General features: G+C 68.5%; 19 protein-coding genes, 1 tRNA gene and 1 pseudogene. 8 read left to right on the top strand and 13 right to left on the bottom strand.

Annotated features, from left to right (window positions below; all coding sequences use genetic code 11):
- Window positions 1-2: 2 nt before the first annotated feature.
- Genes hslV through RN729_RS04690 form a run of 5 tightly spaced genes read left to right on the top strand, consistent with a single transcriptional unit; the run spans window position 3 to window position 6,190 of the window.
- Entirely contained in the window at window positions 3-563 is a 561-nt protein-coding gene (gene hslV, locus RN729_RS04710; RefSeq protein WP_343218899.1) for an ATP-dependent protease subunit HslV, read from the top strand.
- On the top strand, window positions 560-2,041 hold the full coding sequence (gene hslU, locus RN729_RS04705) for an ATP-dependent protease ATPase subunit HslU (RefSeq protein WP_310782519.1): 1,482 nt from the start codon (window positions 560-562) through the stop codon (window positions 2,039-2,041). Before hslV ends, hslU begins: the two co-directional genes overlap by 4 nt.
- 26 nt (window positions 2,042-2,067) lie before the next feature.
- The gene (argF, locus tag RN729_RS04700; RefSeq protein WP_310782518.1) at window positions 2,068-2,985 is read left to right on the top strand and encodes an ornithine carbamoyltransferase; all 918 of its coding nucleotides are present in this window, start codon (window positions 2,068-2,070) and stop codon (window positions 2,983-2,985) included.
- Window positions 2,982-4,571, top strand: coding sequence for a glycine cleavage system aminomethyltransferase GcvT (gene gcvT, locus RN729_RS04695; protein ID WP_310782517.1), 1,590 nt, complete (start codon window positions 2,982-2,984; stop codon window positions 4,569-4,571). The genes argF and gcvT overlap by 4 nt, the downstream gene beginning before the upstream one ends.
- Window positions 4,571-6,190: a sigma-54 dependent transcriptional regulator gene (locus RN729_RS04690; protein WP_310782516.1), complete on the top strand. Its 1,620-nt coding sequence runs from the start codon at window positions 4,571-4,573 to the stop codon at window positions 6,188-6,190. Before gcvT ends, RN729_RS04690 begins: the two co-directional genes overlap by 1 nt.
- A gap of 45 nt (window positions 6,191-6,235) precedes the next feature.
- Here RN729_RS04690 and RN729_RS04685 read toward each other — a convergent pair whose 3' ends face one another.
- The 12 genes from RN729_RS04685 to dnaK form a co-directional block, all read right to left on the bottom strand.
- Window positions 6,236-6,670: an SRPBCC domain-containing protein gene (locus RN729_RS04685; RefSeq protein ID WP_310782515.1), complete on the bottom strand. Its 435-nt coding sequence runs from the start codon at window positions 6,668-6,670 to the stop codon at window positions 6,236-6,238.
- 38 nt (window positions 6,671-6,708) lie between these two features.
- Window positions 6,709-7,740, bottom strand: a complete 1,032-nt coding sequence (locus RN729_RS04680) for an SDR family NAD(P)-dependent oxidoreductase (RefSeq protein WP_310782514.1) — start codon at window positions 7,738-7,740, stop codon at window positions 6,709-6,711.
- A gap of 3 nt (window positions 7,741-7,743) precedes the next feature.
- Window positions 7,744-9,036 (bottom strand): sulfotransferase, encoded by a 1,293-nt coding sequence (locus tag RN729_RS04675; protein ID WP_310782513.1) that lies wholly within the window; start codon window positions 9,034-9,036, stop codon window positions 7,744-7,746.
- Between the two features lie 19 nt (window positions 9,037-9,055).
- Window positions 9,056-10,249 carry a DUF1214 domain-containing protein gene (locus tag RN729_RS04670; RefSeq protein WP_310782512.1) on the bottom strand — a complete coding sequence of 398 codons (1,194 nt, stop codon included), beginning with the start codon at window positions 10,247-10,249 and terminating at the stop codon, window positions 9,056-9,058.
- A complete protein-coding gene (locus RN729_RS04665; RefSeq protein WP_310782511.1) occupies window positions 10,246-10,380 on the bottom strand; it encodes a hypothetical protein in 135 nt (44 codons plus the stop codon). Before RN729_RS04665 ends, RN729_RS04670 begins: the two co-directional genes overlap by 4 nt.
- Before the next feature lie 37 nt (window positions 10,381-10,417).
- The gene (gene yihA / locus RN729_RS04660) at window positions 10,418-10,999 is read right to left on the bottom strand and encodes a ribosome biogenesis GTP-binding protein YihA/YsxC (protein ID WP_310782510.1); all 582 of its coding nucleotides are present in this window, start codon (window positions 10,997-10,999) and stop codon (window positions 10,418-10,420) included.
- Between the two features lie 46 nt (window positions 11,000-11,045).
- The gene (gene clpX, locus RN729_RS04655; protein WP_310782509.1) at window positions 11,046-12,293 is read right to left on the bottom strand and encodes an ATP-dependent Clp protease ATP-binding subunit ClpX; all 1,248 of its coding nucleotides are present in this window, start codon (window positions 12,291-12,293) and stop codon (window positions 11,046-11,048) included.
- A gap of 36 nt (window positions 12,294-12,329) precedes the next feature.
- Window positions 12,330-12,965: an ATP-dependent Clp protease proteolytic subunit gene (locus RN729_RS04650; protein ID WP_343218893.1), complete on the bottom strand. Its 636-nt coding sequence runs from the start codon at window positions 12,963-12,965 to the stop codon at window positions 12,330-12,332.
- 30 nt (window positions 12,966-12,995) lie between these two features.
- Complete coding sequence (gene tig, locus RN729_RS04645) at window positions 12,996-14,267, bottom strand: trigger factor (protein ID WP_310782508.1); 1,272 nt, start codon at window positions 14,265-14,267, stop codon at window positions 12,996-12,998.
- A gap of 47 nt (window positions 14,268-14,314) precedes the next feature.
- A tRNA-Leu gene (locus RN729_RS04640) sits at window positions 14,315-14,397 on the bottom strand.
- A gap of 106 nt (window positions 14,398-14,503) precedes the next feature.
- Entirely contained in the window at window positions 14,504-16,135 is a 1,632-nt protein-coding gene (locus RN729_RS04635; protein ID WP_310782507.1) for a trypsin-like peptidase domain-containing protein, read from the bottom strand.
- Between the two features lie 210 nt (window positions 16,136-16,345).
- Window positions 16,346-18,292 carry a molecular chaperone DnaK gene (gene dnaK, locus RN729_RS04630; RefSeq protein WP_310782506.1) on the bottom strand — a complete coding sequence of 649 codons (1,947 nt, stop codon included), beginning with the start codon at window positions 18,290-18,292 and terminating at the stop codon, window positions 16,346-16,348.
- Between the two features lie 282 nt (window positions 18,293-18,574).
- On the opposite strand from dnaK, the gene RN729_RS04625 reads away from it, so the two are divergent.
- The 3 genes from RN729_RS04625 to RN729_RS04615 all read left to right on the top strand — a co-directional run bounded on the left by RN729_RS04625 (window position 18,575) and on the right by RN729_RS04615 (window position 22,015).
- Window positions 18,575-19,993: a nucleoside transporter C-terminal domain-containing protein gene (locus RN729_RS04625; protein ID WP_310782505.1), complete on the top strand. Its 1,419-nt coding sequence runs from the start codon at window positions 18,575-18,577 to the stop codon at window positions 19,991-19,993.
- A gap of 47 nt (window positions 19,994-20,040) precedes the next feature.
- The gene (locus RN729_RS04620; protein WP_343218898.1) at window positions 20,041-20,835 is read left to right on the top strand and encodes a purine-nucleoside phosphorylase; all 795 of its coding nucleotides are present in this window, start codon (window positions 20,041-20,043) and stop codon (window positions 20,833-20,835) included.
- A gap of 172 nt (window positions 20,836-21,007) precedes the next feature.
- Window positions 21,008-22,015, top strand: coding sequence for a hypothetical protein (locus RN729_RS04615; protein WP_310782503.1), 1,008 nt, complete (start codon window positions 21,008-21,010; stop codon window positions 22,013-22,015).
- Between the two features lie 40 nt (window positions 22,016-22,055).
- On the opposite strand, the pseudogene katG reads toward RN729_RS04615, so the two are convergent.
- A pseudogene (gene katG, locus RN729_RS04610) lies at window positions 22,056-24,191 on the bottom strand (catalase/peroxidase HPI); the annotation flags it as partial.
- Between the last annotated feature and the right edge of the window lie 106 nt (window positions 24,192-24,297).

Raw genomic sequence — 24,297 nt, 5'->3', positions numbered from 1 at the left:
GAATGATACGAGCCACGACGATCCTCTGCGTTCGGGTCGGGGGCGAGGTCGCGATGGCCGGTGACGGCCAGGTGACCATGGGAGAAACCGTCGTCAAGGCGAAGGCGAGCAAGCTCCGCACGATGCGCGATGGCCGGATCCTCGCGGGCTTCGCCGGCGGCGTCGCCGACGCGCTCACCCTGTTCGAGAAGTTCGAGGCGCAACTCGAGCGCTACCCTCGCCACCTCACCCGCGCGGCGGTGGAACTCGCGAAGGAGTGGCGGAGCGACCGTTATCTTCGGCGGCTCGAGGCGCTGCTCGCCGTCGCCGACCGGGAGACGAGCCTGCTGATCGCCGGCACGGGCGAAGTCATCGAACCGGACGACGGCATTCTCGCGCTCGGTTCCGGAGGGCCGCATGCGCTCGCCGCCGCGCGGGCCCTCGCCCGCCGGACGGATCTGCCGGCCGCGGACGTGGCGCGGCAGGCCCTCGAGATCGCGGCGGAGATCTGCGTGTACACGAACCGGGAGATCACGGTGCTCGAGCTTTCGGGAAGCGACGACAGCAACGGGAACGAACCATGACGACGAGCGATGGCGGACAGGTAACGCACCGCCCCGACATCAGCCCCGCCCCGGATCCCGGCGACCCCGGCATCGCGGCGGCGCTCACCCCGCGGCAGATCGTCGAGGAACTCGACCAGTACATCATCGGACAGGACGAGGCGAAGAAGGCCGTCGCGATCGCGCTCCGCAACCGCTGGCGCCGGCAGAACGTCGACGAGGGGATGCGGGAGGAGATCCTCCCCAACAACATCATCCTCATAGGCCCGACCGGCGTGGGGAAGACCGAGATTGCCCGCCGCCTCTCGCGGCTCGCGGGGGCTCCGTTCATCAAGGTCGAGGCCTCGAAGTTCACCGAAGTGGGCTATGTCGGCCGCGATGTGGAATCGATGATCCGCGACCTCCTCGAGATCGCGATCAAGCTCGTGCGGGAGGAGCAGGAGGCCCGGCACGGAGAGGTCGCCGACCGGCGGGTCGAGGAGCGCCTCCTCGATCTGCTTCTCCCTCCCGTGGCGGAGGGTGAGCCCGCGGCCGGTTCCGGCGGGGGCGCGCAGCGGCAATTCGTCGTGTCGCTCGCGGGACAGGCGTCCGAGACCCGCTCCGATGAGCCTTCCGAGCAGCGCAAGCAGCGCACGCGCGAGAAGCTCCGCGGCCTCCTGCGCGACGGGATGCTCGATGAGCGGGAAGTCGAAGTCGAGGTCAGCGACAGCTCGATCCCGATGCTCGATGTGGGGGGCGGCATGGACGTGGACTTCAACGTCGGGGAAGTCCTCAAGGGAGTGCTGCCGAAGAAGACGCGGCGCCGCCGGGTCACGATCGCGGACGCCCGCCGGATCCTCCGCTCGGAGGAACTCGCGAACCTCGTGGACATGGAGGAGGTCACGGAGCAGGCGCTCCGCCGGACCGAGAGCATGGGGATCGTCTTCCTCGACGAGATCGACAAGGTCGCCGGCAAGCACGGCAGCACCGGACCCGACGTTTCGCGCGAAGGCGTGCAGCGCGACCTCCTGCCCATCGTCGAGGGATCCACGGTCAAGACGCGGCACGGGATGGTCCGCACGGACCACATCCTGTTCATCGCGGCCGGGGCCTTCCACATCGCGAAGCCTTCGGACCTGATCCCCGAACTCCAGGGCCGCTTCCCGATCCGCGTGGAACTCGAGAGTCTGGACGCCGAGGCGTTCAAGCGCATCCTCCAGGAACCCCGTTACGCCCTCCTCGCGCAGTACCAGGCACTCGTGGAGACCGAGTCCGCCCGGCTCGAGTTCGAGGAGAGCGCGGTCCGCGAGATCGCACGCATCGCCAGCGATGTGAACGAGAGGACGGAGAATATCGGCGCCCGGCGTCTCCATACCGTGCTGAGCACGCTCCTGGAGAAGATCCTCTTCGATCTGCCGGAAGCGCGGGCGAACGAGACGATCAGCGTCGATGCGGACTTCGTGCGGGATCGCCTCTCGCGCATCGCGGACGACGAAGATCTGAGACGATACATCCTCTGAACGGAGAGCCGAGGACTCACGAAGCCATGGACCGGACCCGACATTTTCTCTCGATCGCCGACTGGTCGCCCGAGCGGCTGCGCGAGGCCCTCGACCTCGCCGACCGCCTCAAGGCCGATCCCGACGCGGCGGGCCGTCCCCTCTCCGGGAAGACGCTCGCCATGATCTTCGCGAAGAGTTCGACCCGCACCCGGGTTTCCTTCCAGGTGGGGACGCACCAACTGGGTGGGCAGGCTCTCTTCCTGTCCTCGCGCGACATCCAGATCGGGCGCGGGGAACCGCTCTCCGATACGGCCCAGGTCCTTTCGCGCTTCGTGCACGGGATCATGATCCGGACGTTCGCGCAGTCCGATGTCGAGGCGCTGGCCGAGCACGGCGCCATTCCCGTCATCAACGGACTCACGGATCTGCTGCACCCGTGCCAGATCATGGCGGATCTGCAGACGGCGCGCGCCGAGTTCGGTCCCGACCTGTCCGGACGGACCGTCGCCTGGATCGGCGACGGCAACAACGTCGCGAACTCGTGGTTGAACGCGGCGGCGAAGCTCGGCTTCCGGCTCCGTCTCGCCTGCCCCGAGGGCTACGATCCGGACTCCGCGATCCTCGCCGCCGCGGGACGCGCGACGCAGGTCGATCTCCTCCGGGCGCCCGCGGAGGCGGCCGAAGGGGCGCACGTCGTGACGACGGACGTATGGGCCTCGATGGGACAGGAGGAAGAAGCCGCGGAACGCGCGCGGGCCTTCGAGGGATACCATGTAGGCGCGGAGGTCATGGCCCGGGCCGCCGACGATGCGATCTTTCTCCACTGCCTCCCCGCCCACCGCGGCGAGGAAGTCGCCGCCGAAGTCATCGACGGGCCGGCGTCGCGTGTGTGGGACGAGGCGGAGAACCGGCTCCACTCGCAAAAGGCGATCCTCGCCATGCTCATGGGAGCCGCAGCGTGAAGGACCTGAAAGAGACCCCGCTATTCGAAGAACACGTCCGGCTGGGCGGGAAGATCGTCCCCTTCGCCGGCTACGCGATGCCCGTCCAGTATCCGACCGGCATCAGGGCCGAACACCGCGCCGTGCGCGAGAAGGCGGGCCTCTTCGACGTCTCCCACATGGGAGAGTTCCGCGTGCGCGGCGAAGACGCACAGGCGTTCGTGGCTTACGCGACGACGAACGACCCTTCGGGTCTGGAGCCGGGAGACGCGCAGTACAGCGCGATGTGCCACGCGACCGGCGGCGTGATCGACGACCTCATCGTCTACTGCATGGGCGAAGCGGATTATCGACTCGTCGTGAACGCGGCCAACATGGCCAAGGACTGGGCGCACCTCAGCGGGCTCGCGCAGGGCTTCGACGTGGAGATGACGGACGAGAGCGATGAGATCGCCCTCCTCGCCCTCCAGGGCCCCTTGGCCGAGGTGATGCTGGAGCCGCTGACCGGGTACCCGCTGGCGGACATTGAGTACTACCGCTTCGCGCACGGAGAGGTGGCAGGAGCGCCGTGCGTCATCTCCCGGACAGGGTACACGGGCGAGATCGGATTCGAACTCTACCTGCCCCACGAGTACGCGGTGCGAACGTGGCGGACGCTCGTCGCGGCCGGCGCCGTCCCCACGGGCCTGGGGGCCCGCGACTCGCTCCGGCTCGAGATGGGGTACGCGCTCTACGGCAACGACGTGGACGACGAAACGACCGCGCTCGAGGCCGGCCTCGGGTGGCTCGTGAAGCACGCAAAGGGCGACTTCATGGGCGGGGAAGCGCTTGCGGCGCAGCGTGCCGAGGGTCTCACCCGCAAGCTCCGCTTCCTGCGGCTGCTCGAGAGGGGATTCCCGAGGGCGGGCTACGACGTGTGCTTCAACGGCGAGACCGTCGGGAGGGTGCGCAGCGGCACCGTGAGCCCCTCGATGGGTCATGGGATTGCCACCGCGTACCTGCCGGTCGAGGCCGGCATCGGCGATGCGGTCGAGATCATGATCCGCGGGAAGGGGATCGCGGCCGAGGTCGTGCGACCGCCCTTCTACCCGCGCGGCTCGCTGCACCGCATCGCGCCGCGGATCGCGGTCGTGACGGTGTCCGACGCCGTGTTCGCCGGAGAGCGGGAAGATGGACCCGGGGACCTCATCAAGACGTGGATCAGAGGGCGTGCGTACTCGCTCGCCGGCGCGGACGTCGCGCCCGATGAGAACGAGGCTATCGCCTCGCGGCTCCTGCACTGGTGCGATGTCCAGGGAGTCGATGTCGTCCTCACGACCGGCGGCACCGGGCTTGCCCCGCGCGACGTAACCCCGGAGGCAACGCGCACCGTCCTGGAGCGTGAGTCGCCGGGCATCGCTGAAATGCTGCGTCGCATCGGCGCCGAGGCGACGCCGTATGCCGCGCTTGGCCGCGGGCTGGCCGGCATTCGCGGCGAGACGCTCATCGTCAATCTGCCGGGGAGCCCGCAGGGCGTCTCCGAAGGCCTCGCCGCACTCGAGCCGGTGATCGACCACGCCGTCGACCTGCTGCGCGGCGATACCGTGCACGCGTCTCCCGGCGGCTGATGGCGCGCGTCTTCGTCGACGGGCGCGCGGTCGAGGCCGCCATCGCCGTCCGCCAGGCGGCGCAGGCCGATGGGCACGAGGTCGAGTTCGTGGAGTCCGTGCGCGAACTCGAGGGACGACTGGGCGGGGCGGCCGAGGTCGCGCTGGTCCTCACGGGTCCTCCCGACGAATCGCGCGCCGCCGCGATGCGCGGCCTGTTCGAGGCGGAAATCCCGCGCCCACCCGTGCTCGGACTCACGGACGAAACCCACCCCGACGCGCGACGGCAGCTCGCACGGTCCTTCGATCTCGACGAGGCGCTCTCGCGTCCCATCGATCCCGACGAGATGCGGGTCGTCCTGCAGACGCACCTCGACCGCTACGACCTCCAGCGAAAGACGGGGATCATCGGGCGCACCGAAGCCGTCCGCGAGATCCTCGAGCGGGTGCACATGATCGCCCCCGTGATGAGCACCGTGCTCCTCACCGGCGAGAGCGGAACCGGCAAGGAACTCGTGGCGCGCGCCTTCCACCGGCTCTCCCCGAGGCGCGCCAGGGCCTTCATCGCGGTGAACTGCGCCGCCCTCCCCGAATCGCTGCTCGAATCCGAACTGTTCGGGCATGAGAAGGGCGCCTTCACCGGAGCGACCTCGCTGCGGCGGGGGATGTTCGAACTCGCCGATGACGGCACGCTTCTCCTCGACGAGATCGCCGAGATGCCGCTCCCCACTCAGACGCGGCTCCTGAGGGTTCTCGAGAGCCGCCGCTTCATGAGGGTGGGCGGGGACCACGAGATCCAGGTCAGCGTGCGCGTCGTCGCCGCCACGAACCGCGACCTCAGGCAGGCCGTCGAGACGGGGGAGTTCCGCCGCGACCTGTACTACCGCCTGAACGTCCTCAGCGTCCACGTCCCCCCGCTCCGGGAACGGCGCCGCGATATCCCCGTCCTCATCCGCCGCTTCATTTCGGAGTTCAGCCGCCAGCACGACCGGGAGTTCCGCGGACTCGCCCCGGAAGCGCTCCAGATCCTCCTCGACTACGACTGGCCGGGGAACGTCCGTGAGCTCCGCAACCTGATCGAGTCCATGGTCGTGCTCGCGCCCGGCTCCGTCATTCGTCCGGAGGACATCCCGCCCGAGATCCGGTCCGGCGGCGTGAGCCTCGTGCCCTCCCCCGCGCACATCGCGCCTGTGGTCGACGCGGGCGCCGGGTCCATCCCGAGTTCGCCGCAGCTCGCGTTCGTCTTCCGCACGCTCGTCGACCTCAAGGTGGACATCGATGACCTCAAACGGGAGTTCGAGGCCTACAGGCTGGGCGCCCGCCAGCTCCCCCCGGCCCCCCCCCGGCCCGGCGCGGGGGAGGACATCGAGGACGCGATCGCGATCGACATCACCGACGCGGTCGATGCGATCGATGCGACCGGGACCGAGGTCGTCTCACCGGCGGAGGAGAGCCCGGACCCGGAGGACGCGGACATGATCGCGATCCGGCCCGGGATGACGATGGAGGAGATCGAGCGCGAGGCGATCATCGCCGTGCTCCGCCAATCCGGAGGCAACCGGCGCAGGGCCGCCGAGGCCCTGGGCATCGGCGAGCGCACGATCTACCGCAAGATCCGGAAGTACGGCATCGAACACTAGCAGCCACCGGTCGCCAGCGTCGTCTCCCGGCCGGCGCGGGCCGCGTCACTCCGCCGATCCGGTCTCCGCGCGGGTTTTCAGCCCTCGTGCGACGTCGTTGAAGCCGCGGCGCACGAACCCTCCGAAGAACAGCATCACGAGGGGGATGAGGAGGCCCGAAAAATTGTCCCTCGTGCGGTACCGGCAGCGTCCATCGCCCACCGCCTCGAGACGCTGCTCCCGCAGGGCCGAGATCAGAAAGCGGTGGCCCATCGTCGTGCTCCACGCGATGAGGTGGGGCGGTTCGACGGCCTCGATCCATTCGACCTGCTTCAGTCTCCAGGGTCCCATCCTGACGTACAGTTCGACCGGCGAGCCGATCTCGAAGTCCGTGGCGACCGAGGGCGTGAATGGATTCCATTCGCCGTAGCGCTCGAAGTCGGCCAGGATCTCCCACGCCCGTTCGATCGGCGCGTCGATCTCCACGGGTTCCGAACTCACGTGCCCCTTGAACAAGGCGCAGCCCCTCCGCTGCGATCTCACTCCGATTCACCCGTGGCGAGCCCGCGGGGACTCTCTTCGCCCGGTCGCGGATGTCGCGCCAGCAGCGCCTCGCTCTCCCGCCACAGTCGTGCGCCCGCCGCGGCGTCCATGGCCGGCGCGGACATCTCCTTCTCCCGCATCAGGTGAAGATAGACCCCGCTCCGCCGGCCCATGTCCTCCGCGCAGCACGCATGGGCCACAGGCGCCACCGCCTTGTCGGGCGCCGCGAAGAGCAGGCGTTTTGCCACGTGGAGCAGGGGTTTCAGGAACCACGGCGCTTCCCGCATCAGGTCGGAGTCGACCGCACCCGGGCACAGCGAGTTCACGGCGATCCTCACCTCTGCTTCCGGGTTCAGCCGGCGCGACAGCTCCTGCGCGTACGTACACAGGTGCAGTTTGCTCGACGCATAGTACTTCAGGCCGTCCTTCAAGCCGTAATCGGTGAATGCAGCAAAATTGCCGAAGTCGATCGAATCGGCGGCCCGGTGCGTTTCGGACACGATGAAGACGATCCTGGGAATCCCGCTGTCGCGGTCGGCGGGTCGAATCGTGCCGCCCGCCAGTAGCCGGTCGATCAGTACGCGGTTGGCCAGGAAGTGAACCGCGAACATCAGCTCGTAGCCCTGGGCCGATCTGCGTGCCTTCGCCGGCATCACGCCGGCGTTCAGGACGAGGACGTCCACCCTGCGGCGCTCGCGTTCGAGGCGGTCGCACAATGCGTGTACGGAGTCGAGGTCGGCCAGGTCCACGTGCAGCATGTCGACCGCATTGGAGCCGGCGAGCCGCCTGACGTCCTCTCCGGCATCGGGATGACCGCTCCGGCAGGCCATGAGCACCTCCGCGCCCCGTTTCGCCAGGTCGACGGCCACCGCCCTGCCGAGCCCCCGGTTGGCCCCCGTGACGAGGCACACCCTGCCGTCGAGGCGGACGCGCTCGGCGACGGGGCGCAGCGTGGGGCACTGGGTGAGACGATCGACGACCCCACTGGCGAAGGCGCTGAATTTCCGGTTGTACTTCGTGGTTCGCATGTCTCACCGTTTCTCGTCGCGGGTTCCCGGCGGGCCGCCATCGGGCATCGCGGTCTCGTCCGGGATGCGATACTCGTGCCGGTAGGCGTCGCAGTCATCGTCGATCCTGGCGTCGTCGAAACCGAAGTGGGCCGCCGAATACACGTGTCGGCCGTGGCGACCCGCGGGACTGAGCCGCGACACGGCCTCCGCGGCGGCCTCGGCCTCCGCGGTGAAGCCGATCCCCGCGGCCCGGTATATCCTTCGCAACTCCGCGAGCGGGTCGCCAAGCACATCGTAGTAGGACACATCGACGAACCCCCCATCCCCGGCGCTCCTTCGCACCGCCATGGAACGCTCGATCAGGCGCCGCGTCTTCCGCATCCAGTGCGTCCCGATCTCCTCCGGGTCGACGTGGTCGCTGAAGATTCCCCGCCCGTGGGCCACCATGCTCCAGAAGGAGGGAACGGACCTCTTCGGGTCCCGGTGCGTCTGGACGACGCAGACGCCGGGGAAGACATCGCGGATGACATCGAGATGCTCCATGTGGTGGGGCGTCTTCAGCACCCAGCCGGCAGCCGGGCGCTGCCAGTGCAGGATCTTGAGCATCGTGCGCAGGTATTCGTAGCACCTCGTGTGATCCTGCCCTTCGAGCCACGCCGAATAGCTCGGTACGTGCATCGCCGCTTCCGCCGACTGGCTCATGAACGAGAGGTCGAGGAGCAGGACATCTTCCTCCGGCGCATCGTGGTCGATGGGGTGGATCGCCAGGAACTCGGGGGCCAGAAAGCGGATCGTCCCGACCGCCAGCTTCGCCCGTCCGATGCGGCCTCGCGGGTCGCCCGTCCGCTCGCCGGGGAGGGGGAGAGGATTCAGCGCCTCCCAGGACTTCAGCGAGCGGATCCCGGGGTCCGCCGCGATCAGCCGGTGCAGCAGCGTCGTGGCCGTCCGCTGGAGACCCGCGATGAGGATGATCTTCCCGAGCCGGATGTCGAGAATCTCCGGCTTCTCCCGCAGCAGCCGCTCCACCCGCAGCCGGGTGCAGAGCGCCGATACGATCCGTACGCGCTGGATCCTCGCCCCCAGCGGCGTCAGCCTCGCCTCGGCGTTCATCGATCGCACGAGGACATCGAGCGGTTCCCGGAACCACTCATCGCCGAAGTCGGAGAGCCCCGTCTTTCGCCTCGCCGCGGCGACCATTCGGTCGACGTCCAGGGGGCCGCCGAAGCCGAGCCTCCGGGCCGCGCGTCCCGCGGCGTTGAAGATCGACACGAGCAGGGGCCGGTACGGCCTGCGGTACTCCGTCGAGGTCTGCACCGGGTGCTCGTCCCCCCGACTAGTCGCGGAGCGCGTCCAGCTCCGGGAACTTCACGAGCCGCGTTTGCGGCTGCGGATGCGCCTCCGCTCGGATCCAGCGAAAGCACATCGTCCCGGACGTGTGGCCAGCGGTCTCGATCCAGTTCGGGAGCCCGGGGTTCTCGTGGGCCACCACCAGGCGTATGGAGCCGTCCTCTTCGCGGTGCGCGAGGTGCTTGTTCGTGTGGATGGTGTGATAGCGGTAGTCGAGCGATTCCATCCAGTAGTTGTTCAACTGGAAGTTCCAGTGCTCGCACTCGGGGGGCACCGCCTCGATCACCAGCGCCTCGTCCTCCGCCACCGCCCAGTGGCTGTGATAGTAGACGATATTCGGGTCGCCCCCCGCCTGAAGCGAAACGTCCGGATCGAACATCGGCAGGGTGTTCGAGTGCTTCCGGAAGCCGCGGGCCCAGTTCGCGAACAGCATCGCCGCGCCCGCGACCAGCGTCCCGGCGGACTTCAGCCCCTCATCGATCTGCTCCGGTGTGAGAGGGCCGGGCCGCTTCTCGTCGTCCGGACAGCCGATGCGCTCGATGTGCAACTCGGCCGGCTCCTCGGTCTCCCGGTCGAGGAAGGTCTGGCGCACGATCAGCGTCCGGCTCTCCGCCGTCATCGGAAGCCAGTTCCCTTCGTGGTGCCGGGTGCTGACGATGAGTTCGAAGGTGCCGACATCGCCGATCTCGATCTCGCTCGCCTCGACATAACCCGTGGGGGGCAGACCTCCGCCCTGCCCGTAGTGGCCGGCCTGCGTTCCGAAGCCGAGGTACCTCACGGTGTTGCGCCGCCCCGAGATCCGGTACTCGAAGTCGCCGTGAATCGCGGCCGTCTGATAGTAGTTGTCAGGGTTGTCGCTCCCCAGCTTCACGGTCTCGTGGGCCACGCGGTGCAGCACGGGTGCCCGTGGGTCGGCGTGTTCCACGAAAGCCATGAGCCCCCCGCGGGCCAGGCGGCTGAGATACCGGTATCCCTCCGCCTGGTTGAAGGGATCGCGGGGCGCGCCCGGGAAGGTGAGCGCGGCTCCGGCCGCCTTGAGCGTGTCGCAGAATTCATCCCACGACTTTCCGCTCACCACGCGCTGCGCGGCCGTGTCCGCCGGCGTTCGGCCCCGAAGCTTCTGCGCCGCGAGCGAGAGGCGCCGAAGAAACCCGAGCAGTCCGATGACGAGCCCTCTCATCGCGTCTCCTTTCGGCCCGAGCCCGTGGCCTCGATGTGCCGCGTGCTGCGGGCGATGAGTCGGATCGCCGTTCGGCGCGGCAGGAGGCGTCCGAGCAGTTGCGCCGACAGGCGATTGATGAGTCCCGGCACGATCCGGGGATCGCCGCCGAGTCCGTCGAGCCGGCCGCTAGCCGGGCGCCGCCTCGGCGATGAGGGCGGCGATGCTCTCTCCCAGCGTGTCGACGCCGGCGCCGGTGCGGGCCGACGTCTCGACCAGCTGATCCGCATCGAGGTCGAGCGCCTCGCGCAGCTTCTTCGTTGCCCGTCCGCGCGCGGACCGGTTCAGCTTGTCCGTCTTCGTGAGTGCGAAGAGCGTCGGCGTCCCCGTCGCCCCCAGGAACTCGATCATCCGCTCATCGTCGTCCGTGAGTCCGCGGCGCGCGTCCACGAGCAGCACGAGCCCGAGCAGCTTCGGCGTCCGGCGCAGGTATCCGTCGATCAGCCGTCCCCACTTCTTCCGCACGGTCTTCGGCGCATTCGCGAACCCGTAGCCCGGCAGATCGACGAGCATGTAGCGGTCGTCGACGAGGAAGAAGTTGATCTCGCGCGTGCGCCCCGGCTGCTTCGAGGTTCGCGCGAGGCTCTTCCGCCCCACGAGCCGGTTGAGCAGCGAAGACTTCCCGACGTTCGAGCGCCCGGCGATCGCGACCTGGGGGACGTCGCACGGCGGCTCCTGGCCGGCCGCCCCGATGGCGCCGACAAATTCCACCGTCCTGACACGCGCGACGCCCCGATCCGTCGGCGGCACCGGCCCGCTACGCTTCCCTGCGCTTGGCCCCGGGCTCGAGGATGAGGAGCGGCTGGTTGCTCTCCTCGACGGTTTCCCGCGTGACGACGACCTCGCGGATGTCCATGCGCCCCGGCAGGTCGAACATCACGTCGAGCATGATGGATTCCATCACGGCTCTCAGTCCGCGGGCGCCCGTCCCGCGGTCGATCGTCTTGCGCGCGATCGCGCGCAGCGCCTCCGGGTCGAGCGTGAGGCCCACGCCCTCGAGTTCGAACATCTTCGTGTACTGTTTGAGCAGCGCGTTCTTCGGACGCTGCAGGATCTCGACCAGCGCATCCTCGTCGAGGTCGTGCAGCGCAACGAGCACCGGCAGCCGCCCGACGAGTTCGGGGATGAGCCCGTAGCGGAGCATGTCCTCGGGCTCGACGCAGGCGAGGAGGTTCTCCTCGTCGTTCGGCGCCACCCCTCCCGCGATGAAGTCATCCCGGAAACCGATCTGCCGACGTCCCTGCCGCTCCTGGATGATCTCCTCGAGCCCATCGAAGGCGCCGCCGCAGATGAAGAGGATATTCCGCGTGTCGATCTGGATGTACTCCTGCTGCGGATGCTTGCGCCCGCCCTGGGGCGGCACGGATGCCACCGTCCCCTCGAGGATCTTGAGCAGCGCCTGCTGGACGCCCTCGCCGGAGACATCGCGCGTGATCGACGGGTTGTCCGATTTGCGCGCGATCTTGTCGATCTCGTCGATGTAGACGATGCCGCGCTCGCACTCCGCCACGTTGTATTCGCCCGCCTGCAGGAGCCGGACGAGGATGTTCTCGACGTCCTCCCCCACATACCCCGCCTCGGTGAGCGTCGTCGCGTCCGCGATCGTGAACGGGACCTGGAGAATCCGCGCCAGCGTCTGCGCGAGCAGCGTCTTGCCCACTCCGGTGGGGCCGAGCAGCATGATGTTCGACTTCTCGATCTCGACGTCGTCGACGAGGCTGCGGTGGTTGATCCGCTTGTAGTGATTGTAGACGGCGACCGAGAGCGTCTTCTTCGCCATCTCCTGGCCGATCACGTACTCGTCGAGCGTCGCCTTGATCTCCGCCGGCGTCGGGATCTCCGTGAAGCGCCCGCACTGTTCGCGTTCCTCTTCCTCGGCGAGGATCTCGTTACAGAGCGCGATGCACTCGTTGCAGATATAGACGTTGGGTCCGGAGATGAACTTCTGGACGGCGTCCTTGGACTTGCCGCAGAAGGAGCAGCGCAGGTGCTTGTCGCTCGGCATCGTCGCCTCCCCTCGGTCCCTCGGGTTGCTCCGGCGCTACTTTGCCACGGCGGGGCCGGGTCGGCCGTTCTTGCCGTCGACCTCCGCCTCGCGCGCGACCACGAGGTCGATGAGCCCGTAGTCCCGCGCTTCCTCGGGGGACATGAAGCGGTCGCGGTCGACATCCTCGGCGATCCGATCGAGGTCCTGCCCGGTGTGTTCGGCGAGGATCCCGTTCAGCCGCTCGCGGGCGTTGAGGATTTCCTTCGCCTGGATCTCGATGTCCGCCGCCGTCCCGTAGGAGCCGCCGGAAGGCTGGTGGATCATGATCCTCGCGTTCGGCAGCGAGCGCCGCCTGCCGGGCGTACCGGCGGCGAGCAGGAACGCTCCCATCGACGCCGCCATCCCCATGCACATCGTCGCCACCGGAGCGTTCAGGAACTGCATCGTGTCGTAGATCGCGAGTCCCGCCTGGACGCTCCCCCCCGGCGAGTTGATGTAGATGTTGATCTCGCGCTCCGGGTTGTCCGCCTCCAGGAAGAGCAACTGGGCGATCACCACGTTCGCCACATCGTCGTTGATCGGAGCTCCGAGGAAGACGATCCGGTCCATGAGGAGACGCGAGAAGATGTCGTACGTGCGTTCCCCGCGGCTCGACCGTTCGATGACGTACGGTGCGAATATCGTGCTCAAGTCAGTCCCTCACGTGGTTTGCGAAGTCCATCAGCTCACCTCCGAGCCGTCGATCAGAAATCGGAACGCCTTGTCGATGGCAAAGCGGCGGCGGAGCGGATCGAGCTGCTTCTCCTTCGCGAGCTGCCTGCGTGTTTCCACCAGGCTCTTGCCCCTCGCCTTCCCCAGTTCCGACAGGCGCTCGTCGAACTCCTCGCTCGACAGATCAAGTCCCTGATCCTCGATGAGTCGCTCGAGCACCAGATCCCGCTTTATCTGACGCTCCACCTGGGGGGTCACGGACTTGCGGGCCTCCTCGACCTGCTCGGGATCCGCTCCCTCGGGGGCGTCGATCACCCGGTCAAGATAACGCGACGTGAGACTCGGCGGCACCTCGAAGGCGTTGGCTTCGATCACCGCGTCGAGAAGTTGTTCGCCGACTTCCTCCTCCGCCTGACGTTCACCGCGTGCCAGGAGTTCCTTTTCGACCGCTTCACGAAGCGCCGCCAGCGTCTCGAAATTTCCGATCTCGCTCGCGAACTCGTCCGTGAGCTCAGGCAGCTCGCTGGCACGGACCTCGTCGAGACGGATCTGCAGCGACCGGGTGGTTCCCGCGAGTTCCGCGGCCCCGAAGTCATCCGGGTAGGAGACCGTGAACGTGCCTTCCTCGCCGGGCGCCAGCGCGAGGATCGCGTCTTCCACGTCCGGAATCGCGTAGCCCGCACCGAGCTCGAACCGGTACGGTTTCTCCTCGGCGCCGTCGCCTCCCTCGTGTTCCCTGATGGCCACGGCGACGACATCCCCGCTGCGCGGCGCCCGGTCCACGGGCTGGAGCACGGCGTTTTCCTTGCGGATGTTCTCGATGACCTCATCGACGTCCGCTTCCTCGACGGCCACATCGCGCCGCTTGATCCGGAACCCTCCGGTCCGCGCGAGTTCGACCACCGGCATCACCTCCACGTCGATGCGGAAGGAGAGCCGCTCCCCCGGCCGGTAATCCAGTTCGCTCACCACGGGTTCCCCGATAGTGGAGAGATCGTGCCGCCGCACGGCGTTCCGGTACGCCCGGTTGACGAGCGCATCGACCGTCCGTTCGTCGATGAGAGGCCCGTAGCGTTCCTCGATGATCCGCACCGGGACCTTCCCCTTCCGGAACCCCTTGATGCGGGTCGTCTTCCGGAGTCTGGCGGCTTCCCGGCGGCGGGCCGCCGCCACCTGTGCGGGGTCCACGGTCACATCGAGACGGCGCAGGTAGTCGTTCTCCCGCTTGATCGCGATGTCGAACGGATCCGTCGCGGTGGCTTGTGAATCGGCTGCGGTCAAGGTCGGTATGGCTCCCGCTCGTGCCCTGCTGCGTTCGAGTGGCGAAGTGCGAAAGGGGGGATTCGAACCCCCACGGCCAAGGGCCACCAGCTCCTAAGGCTGGCGCGTCTGCCAGTTCCGCCACTTTCGCGCGACTCCGCTCGGCCCGGCGCGGCACCGGATCGGGCGGGAATCTCGGGACCGATTGAGGCAGGGGCAAGCAAGCGCCTGCCCCCGCCCGGTTCGGCCCCGGCGGTTCAACGCTCCGGGATCACGACGCTCCGGAACTGGCTCTGCCGGCCCCCATCCGGCGTGGGGAAGCTGTACTGCAGGCTCACCGCGTCCCCGGGACCGAGTCCGGAGATGATTCGCTCGTAGTCGGCCCCCGAGCGGATCTCCTCGCCGTTGATGTCGACGATGAGCGCGCCGGGAAGGATGCCCGCCCGTCCCGCCGCGCCGCGCGAATCGGCGTCGACGATGAGGACGCCCGTGAACCCGGGATCGATCCGATAATCGTCATGGCGCGCTTCGAGTTGCCTGTCATCCCGGACTTCGAGGCCGAGGACGTCACCCGTCGGTTCGGGCGCTTCGGGGCGCGCCGCGAGCCGGGGAGGCAAGTCGCTCTCCGCCGGAATGAGACGGACGCGCGCCTGATCGCGCTCCAGAGTGGCGCGGCGCACGACGTCCAGTTCCACCGTCTCCCCCGGCTCGAAGGCGCGGATCCGCCGCTGCAACTCCGACACGCCGGAGACGGGTTGTCCCGCCACGCCCACGATGACGTCCCCGCCTTCGAGTCCGGCCAGCCGGGCGGGACTGTCATCGAAGGAAAAGGTCTGGATCTTCGCCCCCCCGACTCGATCGAGTCCGTAGAAGGCGGCGTCCGCTGCGTTGACATCCGTGATCGAGACGCCAATGAGGGCCCGGCGGACTTCCCCGAACTCGATGAGATCGTCGACGACCTCCCGCGCGAGTTCGATCGGCACGGCGAAACCGTACCCCTGGTAGTTTCCGGACGTTGAGAGAATCGCGGTGTTGATGCCGATCACCTCCCCCGCGGCATTCACGAGCGGACCGCCCGAGTTGCCCCGGTTGATGACCGCGTCGGTCTGAATGAAGTCCTCGATCGCGAGTGGGGAGCGGTTCTGCAGGATGCGGATGTTGCGCCCCTTGGCGGAGACGATCCCCGCGGTCACCGAAGAGAGGAGCGGCCCCGTCTGCGTGCGGAAACCGGGGCTCCCGATGGCGAGCACCCACTCCCCGACCCCCGTCTCGTCGCTGGAGCCGATCGGCAGGACGGAGATGTCGTCCCCCTCGAGGCGAAGCAGCGCGACGTCCGTCTGCGGATCTTGCCCCACCAGCTCCACGTCCTCGAAGACCCGTCCGTCGTGGAGTTCGATGTCGATGCGTTCGGCGCCCGCGACCACGTGATTGTTCGTGACCACATAGCCGTCCTCGGAGACGATGAACCCGGATCCGCTCCAGGAGTCCCTACGCACGGGCGGGTCGGCCTCGGGCGGCGCATCGTCGGTTGGGGGCTCATCGCCCGAGGGCGGTCGGACGCCGGGCGGGAATTCGAAGCCGGGGGGAAACTCGAAACCGGGCGGGAACTCGAAACCGGGCGGGAAGTCGGCCGTGCTCACCTCCCGGACGGCCGTGAGGTAGATGGTCACGACGGCGGGAGCCACGCGCCGGGCCACTTCGGAGAAGCCGTCCTCCATCGTCACCGCGGCGCCCGAGGGGGCTCCGATCACCCACCCCGGATCGCTGTCCGTGTCCGCCGCGATCGAAACCGGGGTCAGGTCCAGCACCGAAGCCAGCCCCACGCCGAACGCGAACGCGATCGCCGTGGCGATCAGCAGATTCAGTCGAGTACGCAACGATTCGCTCATCACTCTGTCTCCCTCATCACCAGCCGCGACTCCACGGCCGAAGAACCCAATATAGCAGACCCGATTGGCGTTCCTTCAACTCCCGCACCAATGACGGCGACGAGACCCCACCCGTCACCTGGCACGCCGAACCATGGGATGAACGGCGCGCGACCCGGGGTTGCCCGTGGAACGCCCCCGGGTCGCGCGGCGCCGGGCTGCGCCGGAGGGCTACTTGTCGTCAGACTCCTCGACGATCTCGTAATCCGCCTCGACGACTTCCTCTTCAGCCGCGTCGTCCGCCTCCACCTCGACCTCGGCCTCTTCGTCGCCGGCGCCCGGCATGTCGCCCGGCGAAGCGTCGGCCCCCATCCCGGCCGCGGCGTACATCTTCTGCGCCGCCGCGCCGACCGCTTCCTGGATGGCGGTGCTCGCCGCGCCCACCTCCTCGGTGTCGTCCTGCTTGAGCGCCGCCCGCCCCCGCTCCAGCGTCTCCTCGATTGCCGACCGGTCCGCGTCGTCGAGCGACTCTTTCCAGTCCTCGAGGTTCTTCTCCGTCTGGTACACGAGGGAATCGAGCCGATTGCGGGCCTCGACGGTCTCGCGACGCTCCTGGTCCTCCGCCGCATGCGACTCCGCGTCCCTCACCATGCCCTCGATCTCGGCGTCGGAGAGCCCCGAAGACGCCTCGATGCGGATCTTCTGCTCCTTGCCCGTCGCCTTGTCCCTGGCGCTCACGTGCAGGATGCCGTTCGCGTCGATGTCGAAGGTGACCTCGACCTGGGGCACGCCGCGCGGCGCGGGCGGGATGCCCGTGAGCTGGAAGCGGCCGATCGTCTTGTTTCCGCTCGCCATCTTCCGCTCGCCCTGGAGCACGTGGATGTCGACCGTGTTCTGGTTGTCCTCCGCGGTCGAGAAGATCTCCGACTTCTTCGTGGGGATCGTCGTGTTGCGCTCGATGAGCGACGTCATGACGCCGCCCAGCGTCTCGATCCCGAGCGAGAGCGGGGTGACGTCGAGGAGGAGGACGTCCTTCACGTCGCCTCCGAGCACGCCGCCCTGGATCGCGGCCCCGATGCCCACGACCTCGTCCGGGTTCACGCCCTTGTGCGGGTCCTGCCCGAAGAAATCCTTCACGACGTCCTGGATCTTGGGGATCCGGGTCGAGCCGCCGACGAGAATGACCTCGTCGATCTCGTCGACCGAGAGACCGGCGTCTGCCAGCGCCTTCTCCATCGGCGGAATCGTGCGCTGGATCAGGTCGTCCACCAGCTGCTCGAACTTCGCCCGCGTGAGGGCGAGGTTGAGGTGCTTGGGTCCCGACGCGTCGGCGGTGATGAAGGGGAGGTTGATGTCGGTCTGCATCGTGGAGCTGAGCTCGATCTTCGCCTTCTCCGCCGCCTCCTTGAGGCGCTGCAGGGCCATCGGGTCGGCCGACAGATCGATCCCCTGGTCCTTCTTGAACTCGTCCACGAGCCAGTTGATGAGGCGCTGGTCGAAGTCGTCGCCGCCGAGATGCGTGTCGCCGTTGGTGGCCTTCACCTCAAACACGCCGTCCCCGAGTTCGAGCACGGAGATGTCGTAGGTGCCGCCACCGAGATCGAACACGGCGATTTTCTCGTCCGACTTCTTGTCGAGGCCGTAGGCGAGCGCCGCCGCCGTCGGCTCGTTGATGATCCGGCGGACCGTGAGGCCGGCCACGCGGCCCGCGTCCTTCGTCGCCTGCCGCTGGGCGTCGTTGAAGTAGGCCGGGACCGTGATCACGGCCTCGGTCACTTCCTGTCCCAGGTAGTCCTCGGCCGTCTGCTTCATCTTCTGCAGCACCATGGCCGAGAGTTCGGGCGGCGTGAAGGTCTTGTCCGCGTGCGCAATCCGCACCTGAACGCGGTCCTGGTTGTCGCCCTGGATGTCGTAGGTGACGAGCTTCATCTCCTCGCCCACCTCGGACCGCTTGCGGCCCATGAAGCGCTTGATCGAGGCGACGGTGTTGAGCGGGTTCGTCACGGCCTGCCGCTTGGCGACCTGCCCGACGAGCCGCTCTCCCTCCTTGGTGAAGGCGACCACCGAGGGCGTGGTGCGCGCGCCCTCCGCGCTCGGGATGACGACGGGGTCTCCACCTTCCATTACGGCGACGACCGAGTTCGTCGTCCCGAGGTCGATTCCGATGATCTTGCCCATTGGTTTTCCTTGTCCGGTTGTTCTTCCATCGGGTTTCGATTCGCGCGGGTCCCGCACCGCGATTTTCCGGCACGCCCGCGAACAGGAAACGAAGTTGCAAGCGCCGTGCCGCGCGGCGGCCCGCCTGTACGCCGTCTTTTCAGACAAAATGGCATTCGCCGGAGCCGTTGGCCGGCGCGAGGTGCCAAATTGGCATGTAGGCGTGCATGGCGTGGCGCGGAAGACGGGACGGGGTATGTTTCCGCCGTTCCCGTCGCCCCGAACCCCAACCGGAGTGCGCCGATGTCCCAGCGTCGCGACCGACCCCGCTCCGCAGTGGCCGCGGCGGCCGCAACGGCGGTGCTCTGCGTCCTGCTGGCCGCGGGCGCGGCGCCGCTGGCGGCGCAGGGACTCGAGGGGGTGGGCGGCGCGATCGACGAATCGTTCCTCTCCCGCCTCCTGCGGGGCCTGCTCGGGATCTCCTTCCTGCTCACGACCGTGTGGCTCTGCTCCGCGCACCGGAAGTCGATCGCCTGGCCGCTCGTCGCGAAGGGGCTCGGGCTTCAGGTCGTCTTCGCCCTCCTCGTCCTCAAGACGGGGCTCGGACGGACCTTCTTCAGTGCCGTCAACGACGTGTTCGTCGCGCTCATCGGGTACACGAACGCCGGCTCGCGCTTCGTGTTCGGGTCGCTCGTGGATTATGGGACCCCGGTCGACGGGGGTGCCGGCGGCGTCGTGAACATCGGCGCGAATTTCGCCTTCAGCGTCCTGCCCACGATCATCTTCTTCTCCTCTCTCATGGCCCTCGCCTATCACCTGGGGTTCATGCAGCGCGTCGTGCGCGGCGTCGCGTGGGCGATGCAGCGAACCCTCGGGACGAGCGGCGCGGAGACGACCTCGGCGGCCGGCAACATCTTCGTCGGCCAGACGGAGGCGCCCCTCCTCATCCGGCCCTTCGTGGACCGGATGACGATGTCCGAACTCAACACCGTGATGACGGGAGGCTTCGCGACCGTGGCGGGCGGCGCGCTGGCGGCGTACGTCGCGATCCTCGTGGGGGTGTTCCCGGGGATCGCGGGGCACCTCCTGGCGGCGAGCATCATGGCGGCGCCGGCGGGGATCGTGGTGAGCAAGATGCTGATGCCCGAGACGGAAGAACCCGAGACGCACGGCACGCTGGACATCGACCCGCCGCAGGCGCACGCGAACGTGATCGACGCGGCGGCCGGAGGGGCGGGGGACGGGCTGAAGCTCGCCCTGAACGTGGGGGCCATGCTCCTCGCCTTCCTCGCCATCATCGCCCTGGGGAACGGCATCATCGGCTGGGTGACGGGGCTGTTCGGCGTGGATGGAATCACGCTCGAGCGGATCTTCGGCTGGGTCTTCGCGCCGGTGGCCTGGCTCATTGGGGTGCCGTGGGCCGACGCGGTCGACGTCGGGACGCTGTTCGGGGTGAAGATGGTCGCCAACGAGTTCCTCGCCTTCACGAACCTCGGGGCCGGCCTCGCCGGCGACCTTCAACTCTCGAACAAGTCGCTCATCATCTGCACGTACGCGCTGACGGGCTTCGCGAACTTCAGCTCGATCGCGATCCAGATCGGGGGCATCGGAGGGATCGCGCCCGGCCGCCGCGAGGATCTGTCGAAACTCGGCCTGCGGGCGATGCTCGGGGGGACGGTCGCGACCTGGATGACGGCGACGCTGGCCGGAGTCCTCGCGTGACCCGCGCCGCCGACATCCGCGCCGGCGTCGAAGCGGCGGCCGCGGCGCTGCGGGTCCCCATCCGGGATCGGCTGAACGGCGACGCGCCGCACGTCGCAATCACGATGGGCTCCGGACTCGGCGGCCTCGGCGAGGAGATCGAGGACCCGGTGCGGGTGCCGTACGAGGATCTGCCCGACTGGCCCCTCCCGACGGTGATAGGGCACGCTGGCCACGCATTGATCGGGACGCTCGGCGGCCGGCCCGTGCTGGGTCTCAGCGGACGCGTCCACCTCTACGAGGGAGGCCCGCCGGACCGCGTCGTCTTCTACGTGCGGGTCGCGGCGGCGCTGGGGATCCCGATCCTCTTCCTCTCTAACGCGGCCGGGGCGATCCGGGAGGGCTGGCACCCCGGCGAACTGATGCTGATCTCGGACCACCTGAACCTGACCGGCACGAGCCCCCTCCTCGGCCCCGCCGTCGGAACAGAAAGTCGCTTCCCCGACCTGACGTTCGCCCATGATCGGGAACTGCGCGCGATCGTCCGCGGGACCGCGTCCGACCTGGGCCACACGCTGCACGAGGGCGTCTACGCGGCCATGCACGGCCCCGCCTTCGAGACCCCGGCCGAGATCCGCATGCTGCGGGCGCTGGGCGCCGACGCCGTCGGCATGTCCACCGTGCCCGAGGTCATCGCGGCGCGCGCCGTCGGCATCCGATGCGTCGCCGTCTCCTGCCTCACGAACTACGCGGCGGGGGTCCTCGACGAACCGCTGAACCACGAAGAAGTGCTGGAGACGACGAAACTCGCCCAGGCCGACTTCCAGCGCCTCGTCGCCGAGTCGATCACGCGTTTCCCATAAGAAGCGTAGGTACATGACTCTCCGATCCTGGGCGCTTACATCGGTCCTTGCCGCCGCGGTCGCCGGTTGCGGCCGGTCCGGATCCCCCGCGTGTGAGGTCGCAGACGCCGATGGTCGAGCTGTAGGGAACACGGGCGTCGGGATCTGGCCCGCGGAGCTCTCCTGGCGTGAGGTGTGGCGTGCCGGGGGCACCGAGGAAGCGGAGGAACTGATCTTTCCGGCTGACGTCGCCGTGAGTCCCGACGGATCGGTGGCCATCGCGGACTGGGGCCTCGCCGAAGTCATCCTGCTCGACCCCGATGGAGAGTGGTTGGGGCCGGTCATGACACGCGGCGAAGGCCCGGGCGAAGTCCAGGCGCCGGCCGCGGTGACCTGGGTCGATGCCAACACCATCCTCGTGTTGGACCTCGGCACGAATCGGCTGACTTCACTCGACCTGGCGCCGCGTTCGAGCGGCGTGACGGCGGTCGATCCGACGTTGCTCATGCCGGTGGTCATGTCCGGCGAGGTTGGGTTCCTCTCCCTCCAGCCGGACCAGAGCGTGTGGATCGAATCCCCCGGCCCGGTGGAGGATGGCTGGGAGGAGCGGTCCTTCGTGCGCTGGTCTCCCGACGCGGCCGCACACGATACCGTGGTACGGTCGCGCGTGAGAGTGCCCTCGGGCGTGGCACTCGCCGCCTGGCCGCGATCGCTGCTCGGTGTCGGGTCGGAGACCCGGGTCGTCTCCGACCCGGACGGGCGTTACGAACTGGAGGTCTTCGACCGGGACGGCACCAGCCTCGTGCGGTTCTGCCACCCGGGGGAACCGCTCCCGCTCTCGTCTGCCGAGCGCGGGGAGGAGCTGAATGAGGAGCTGCCCGACGCTCGGCGGAGCACCCTCGGCGAAGCCCTGGCCGAAGCCGGCGAGCCCCCGCTACCGGCCGCCATCTCCCGCATCGTCGTCGATGTGGACGGACGCATCTGGGTCCAGCGGGACCGCCCGGCCCCCGGGACAGCCGGCCCACACGGGGCCCCGGGAGCCAGGCACGACGTATTCCTCCCGTCCGGGCGATTCCTCGGTTCGATCCGCCTTCCGGAGGATCACCGATTGCTGGAAGCGAGAGGGCGCAGGGTGTGGGCCCTCCACACCGGCAGCCTGGACGAATCCTCCATCGTGGCCCTCGACATGGAAGGACTCTGAGGTCCGGCACCGGACCCCCTCGCCCGCGGTGCGGTGCGGATCAGGTCAGATCGTAGCGGTCGAGGTTCATCACCTTGTTCCAGGCGGCGACGAAGTCGTGGACGAAGACCTCCTGCCCGTCGTCGCACCCGTAGACCTCCGCGAGGGCCCGGAGTTCGGAGTTCGAACCGAACACCAGGTCCACCTCGGTGGCCGTCCACCTGACGTCGCCGGAGGCCGCGTCGCGGCCCTCGAAGGCGCCATCGGAGGACGCCCGCCACTCGGTGCTCATGTCGAGCAGGTTCACGAAGAAGTCGTTCGTCAGCGCGCCCTGCCGGGCCGTGAACACGCCGTGCGCGGCCCCACCGGTATTAGCGTTGAGGACGCGCATGCCGCCGACCAGCGCCGTCATCTCGGGCGCGGTCAGCGTGAGCAGGCAGGCCCGCTCCACCAGCTGCTCGGCCGCGGACGCCCCGTTCCCGTCCCTGACATAGTTGCGGAATCCGTCCGCGGCGGGCTCCAGCACGGCAAACGACCCCGCGTCCGTCCACTCCTCCGACGCGTCCGTGCGCCCCGGCGAGAACGGTACCTGCACGTCGTGTCCGGCAGCGCGCGCGGCCTGCTCGACGCCCGCACACCCGGCGAGGACGATGAGGTCGGCCAGCGAGACCCGCTTCCCGCCCGCCTGCGCGCCGTTGAACGCCGCCTGAATCCCCTCCAGCGTCCGGAGCGCCTCCGCCAGCTCCGCCGGGTCGTTCGCTTCCCAGTCCTTCTGCGGCGCGAGGCGGACGCGGGCCCCGTTCGCGCCGCCGCGCTTGTCGGTGCCGCGGTACGAGGCCGCCGACGCCCACGCAGTCGCAACCAGCCGGGAAACCGACAGGCCGGAAGCGATGACCCTGGCCTTGAGGTCCGCGACATCCCCCTCATCGATCAGCTCGTGGTCGACGTCGGGCACGGGATCCTGCCACAGCTGCGGCTCCGCCGGGACCAGCGGCCCGAGGTACCGGCTGCGCGGCCCCATGTCGCGGTGAAGCAGCTTGAACCATGCCTTCGCGAAGGCGTCTTCGAGGTCCGCCGGGTTCTCGTGGAAGCGCTTCGAGATCGGCGCGTAGACGGGATCTTCGCGCAGCGAGAGGTCCGTCGTGAGCATCATGGGCGCGTGCTTCTTCGAGGGATCGTGCGCGTCCGGCACGGTGGCGACCTCGGAGGCGTTGACCGGCGTGTACTGCGACTTGCCCGCGGGGCTCTTCGTCAACTCCCACTCGTGGTCGTGCAGGTTCTCCATGAAGTTGTTGTCCCACCGGGTGGGTTCGGTGGTCCAGGCGCCCTCGAGGCCGCTCGTGATCGCGTCGCCGGCCTTGCCGCTGCCGTGGCTGCTGTGCCACCCGAAGCCCTGCGCCTCCAGCCCGGCGCCCTCCGGCTCCGTGCCGACGTGCGACTCGGGGCCGGCGCCGTGCGCCTTGCCGAAGGTGTGGCCGCCGGCGATGAGCGCGACCGTCTCCTCGTCGTTCATCGCCATGCGGGCGAAGGTCGTGCGGATGAACCTCGCGGCGGCCGCGGGATCCGGCTTGCCGCCCGGACCCTCCGGGTTCACGTAGATGAGACCCATGTGGTCGGCGCCGAGTCCTTCCTGCAGCTCCCCGTCATCGTCGTGGCGTTCGTCCGCGAGCCACTCGGTCTCGGATCCCCAGTCCGTCTCGTCGGCCTCCCACACGTCCGGGCGGCCGAAGGCGAACCCGAACGTCCGGAACCCCATCGACTCCAGGGCGCAGTTGCCCGCGAAGATGATGAGGTCGGCCCACGACAGATTGCGGCCGTACTTCTGTTTGACCGGCCAAAGCAGCCGGCGCGCCTTGTCCAGGTTGCCGTTGTCGGGCCAGCTGTTCAGCGGCGCGAAGCGCTGGTAGCCCGAGCCGCCGCCCCCGCGGCCGTCGGTGATACGGTACGTGCCCGCCGCGTGCCACGTCATGCGGATGAAGAGCGGTCCGTAGTGGCCGTAGTCCGCCGGCCACCAGTCCTGCGAGGTCGTCATCACCTCCTCGATGTCCCGCTTCAGCTCTTCGACGTCGACGTTCCTGAACGCCTCCGCGTAGTCGAAGCTCTCGCCCATCGGGTCCGACGCGGGCGAGTTCTGCCGAAGAGCCTTCAGGCTCAACTGGTTCGGCCACCAGCTTTCGTTGGTCGTCATGGGATTCTCCGGATGGTCAACCGTAGGGTTCTCTCAGGGTGTCCGGGCAACAGCTTCGGCCCGGAGGCGGCCGAGCGTCAAGAAACCGTCGGCGCCTCGTCGCGGACAACACCGT

The sequence above is a fragment of the Candidatus Palauibacter polyketidifaciens genome (assembly GCF_947581785.1).
Classification (GTDB): Bacteria; Gemmatimonadota; Gemmatimonadetes; order Palauibacterales; family Palauibacteraceae; genus Palauibacter; species Palauibacter polyketidifaciens.
Note: the sequence above shows the minus strand (reverse complement) of the source record. Positions and strands in the feature narration are given on the sequence as shown.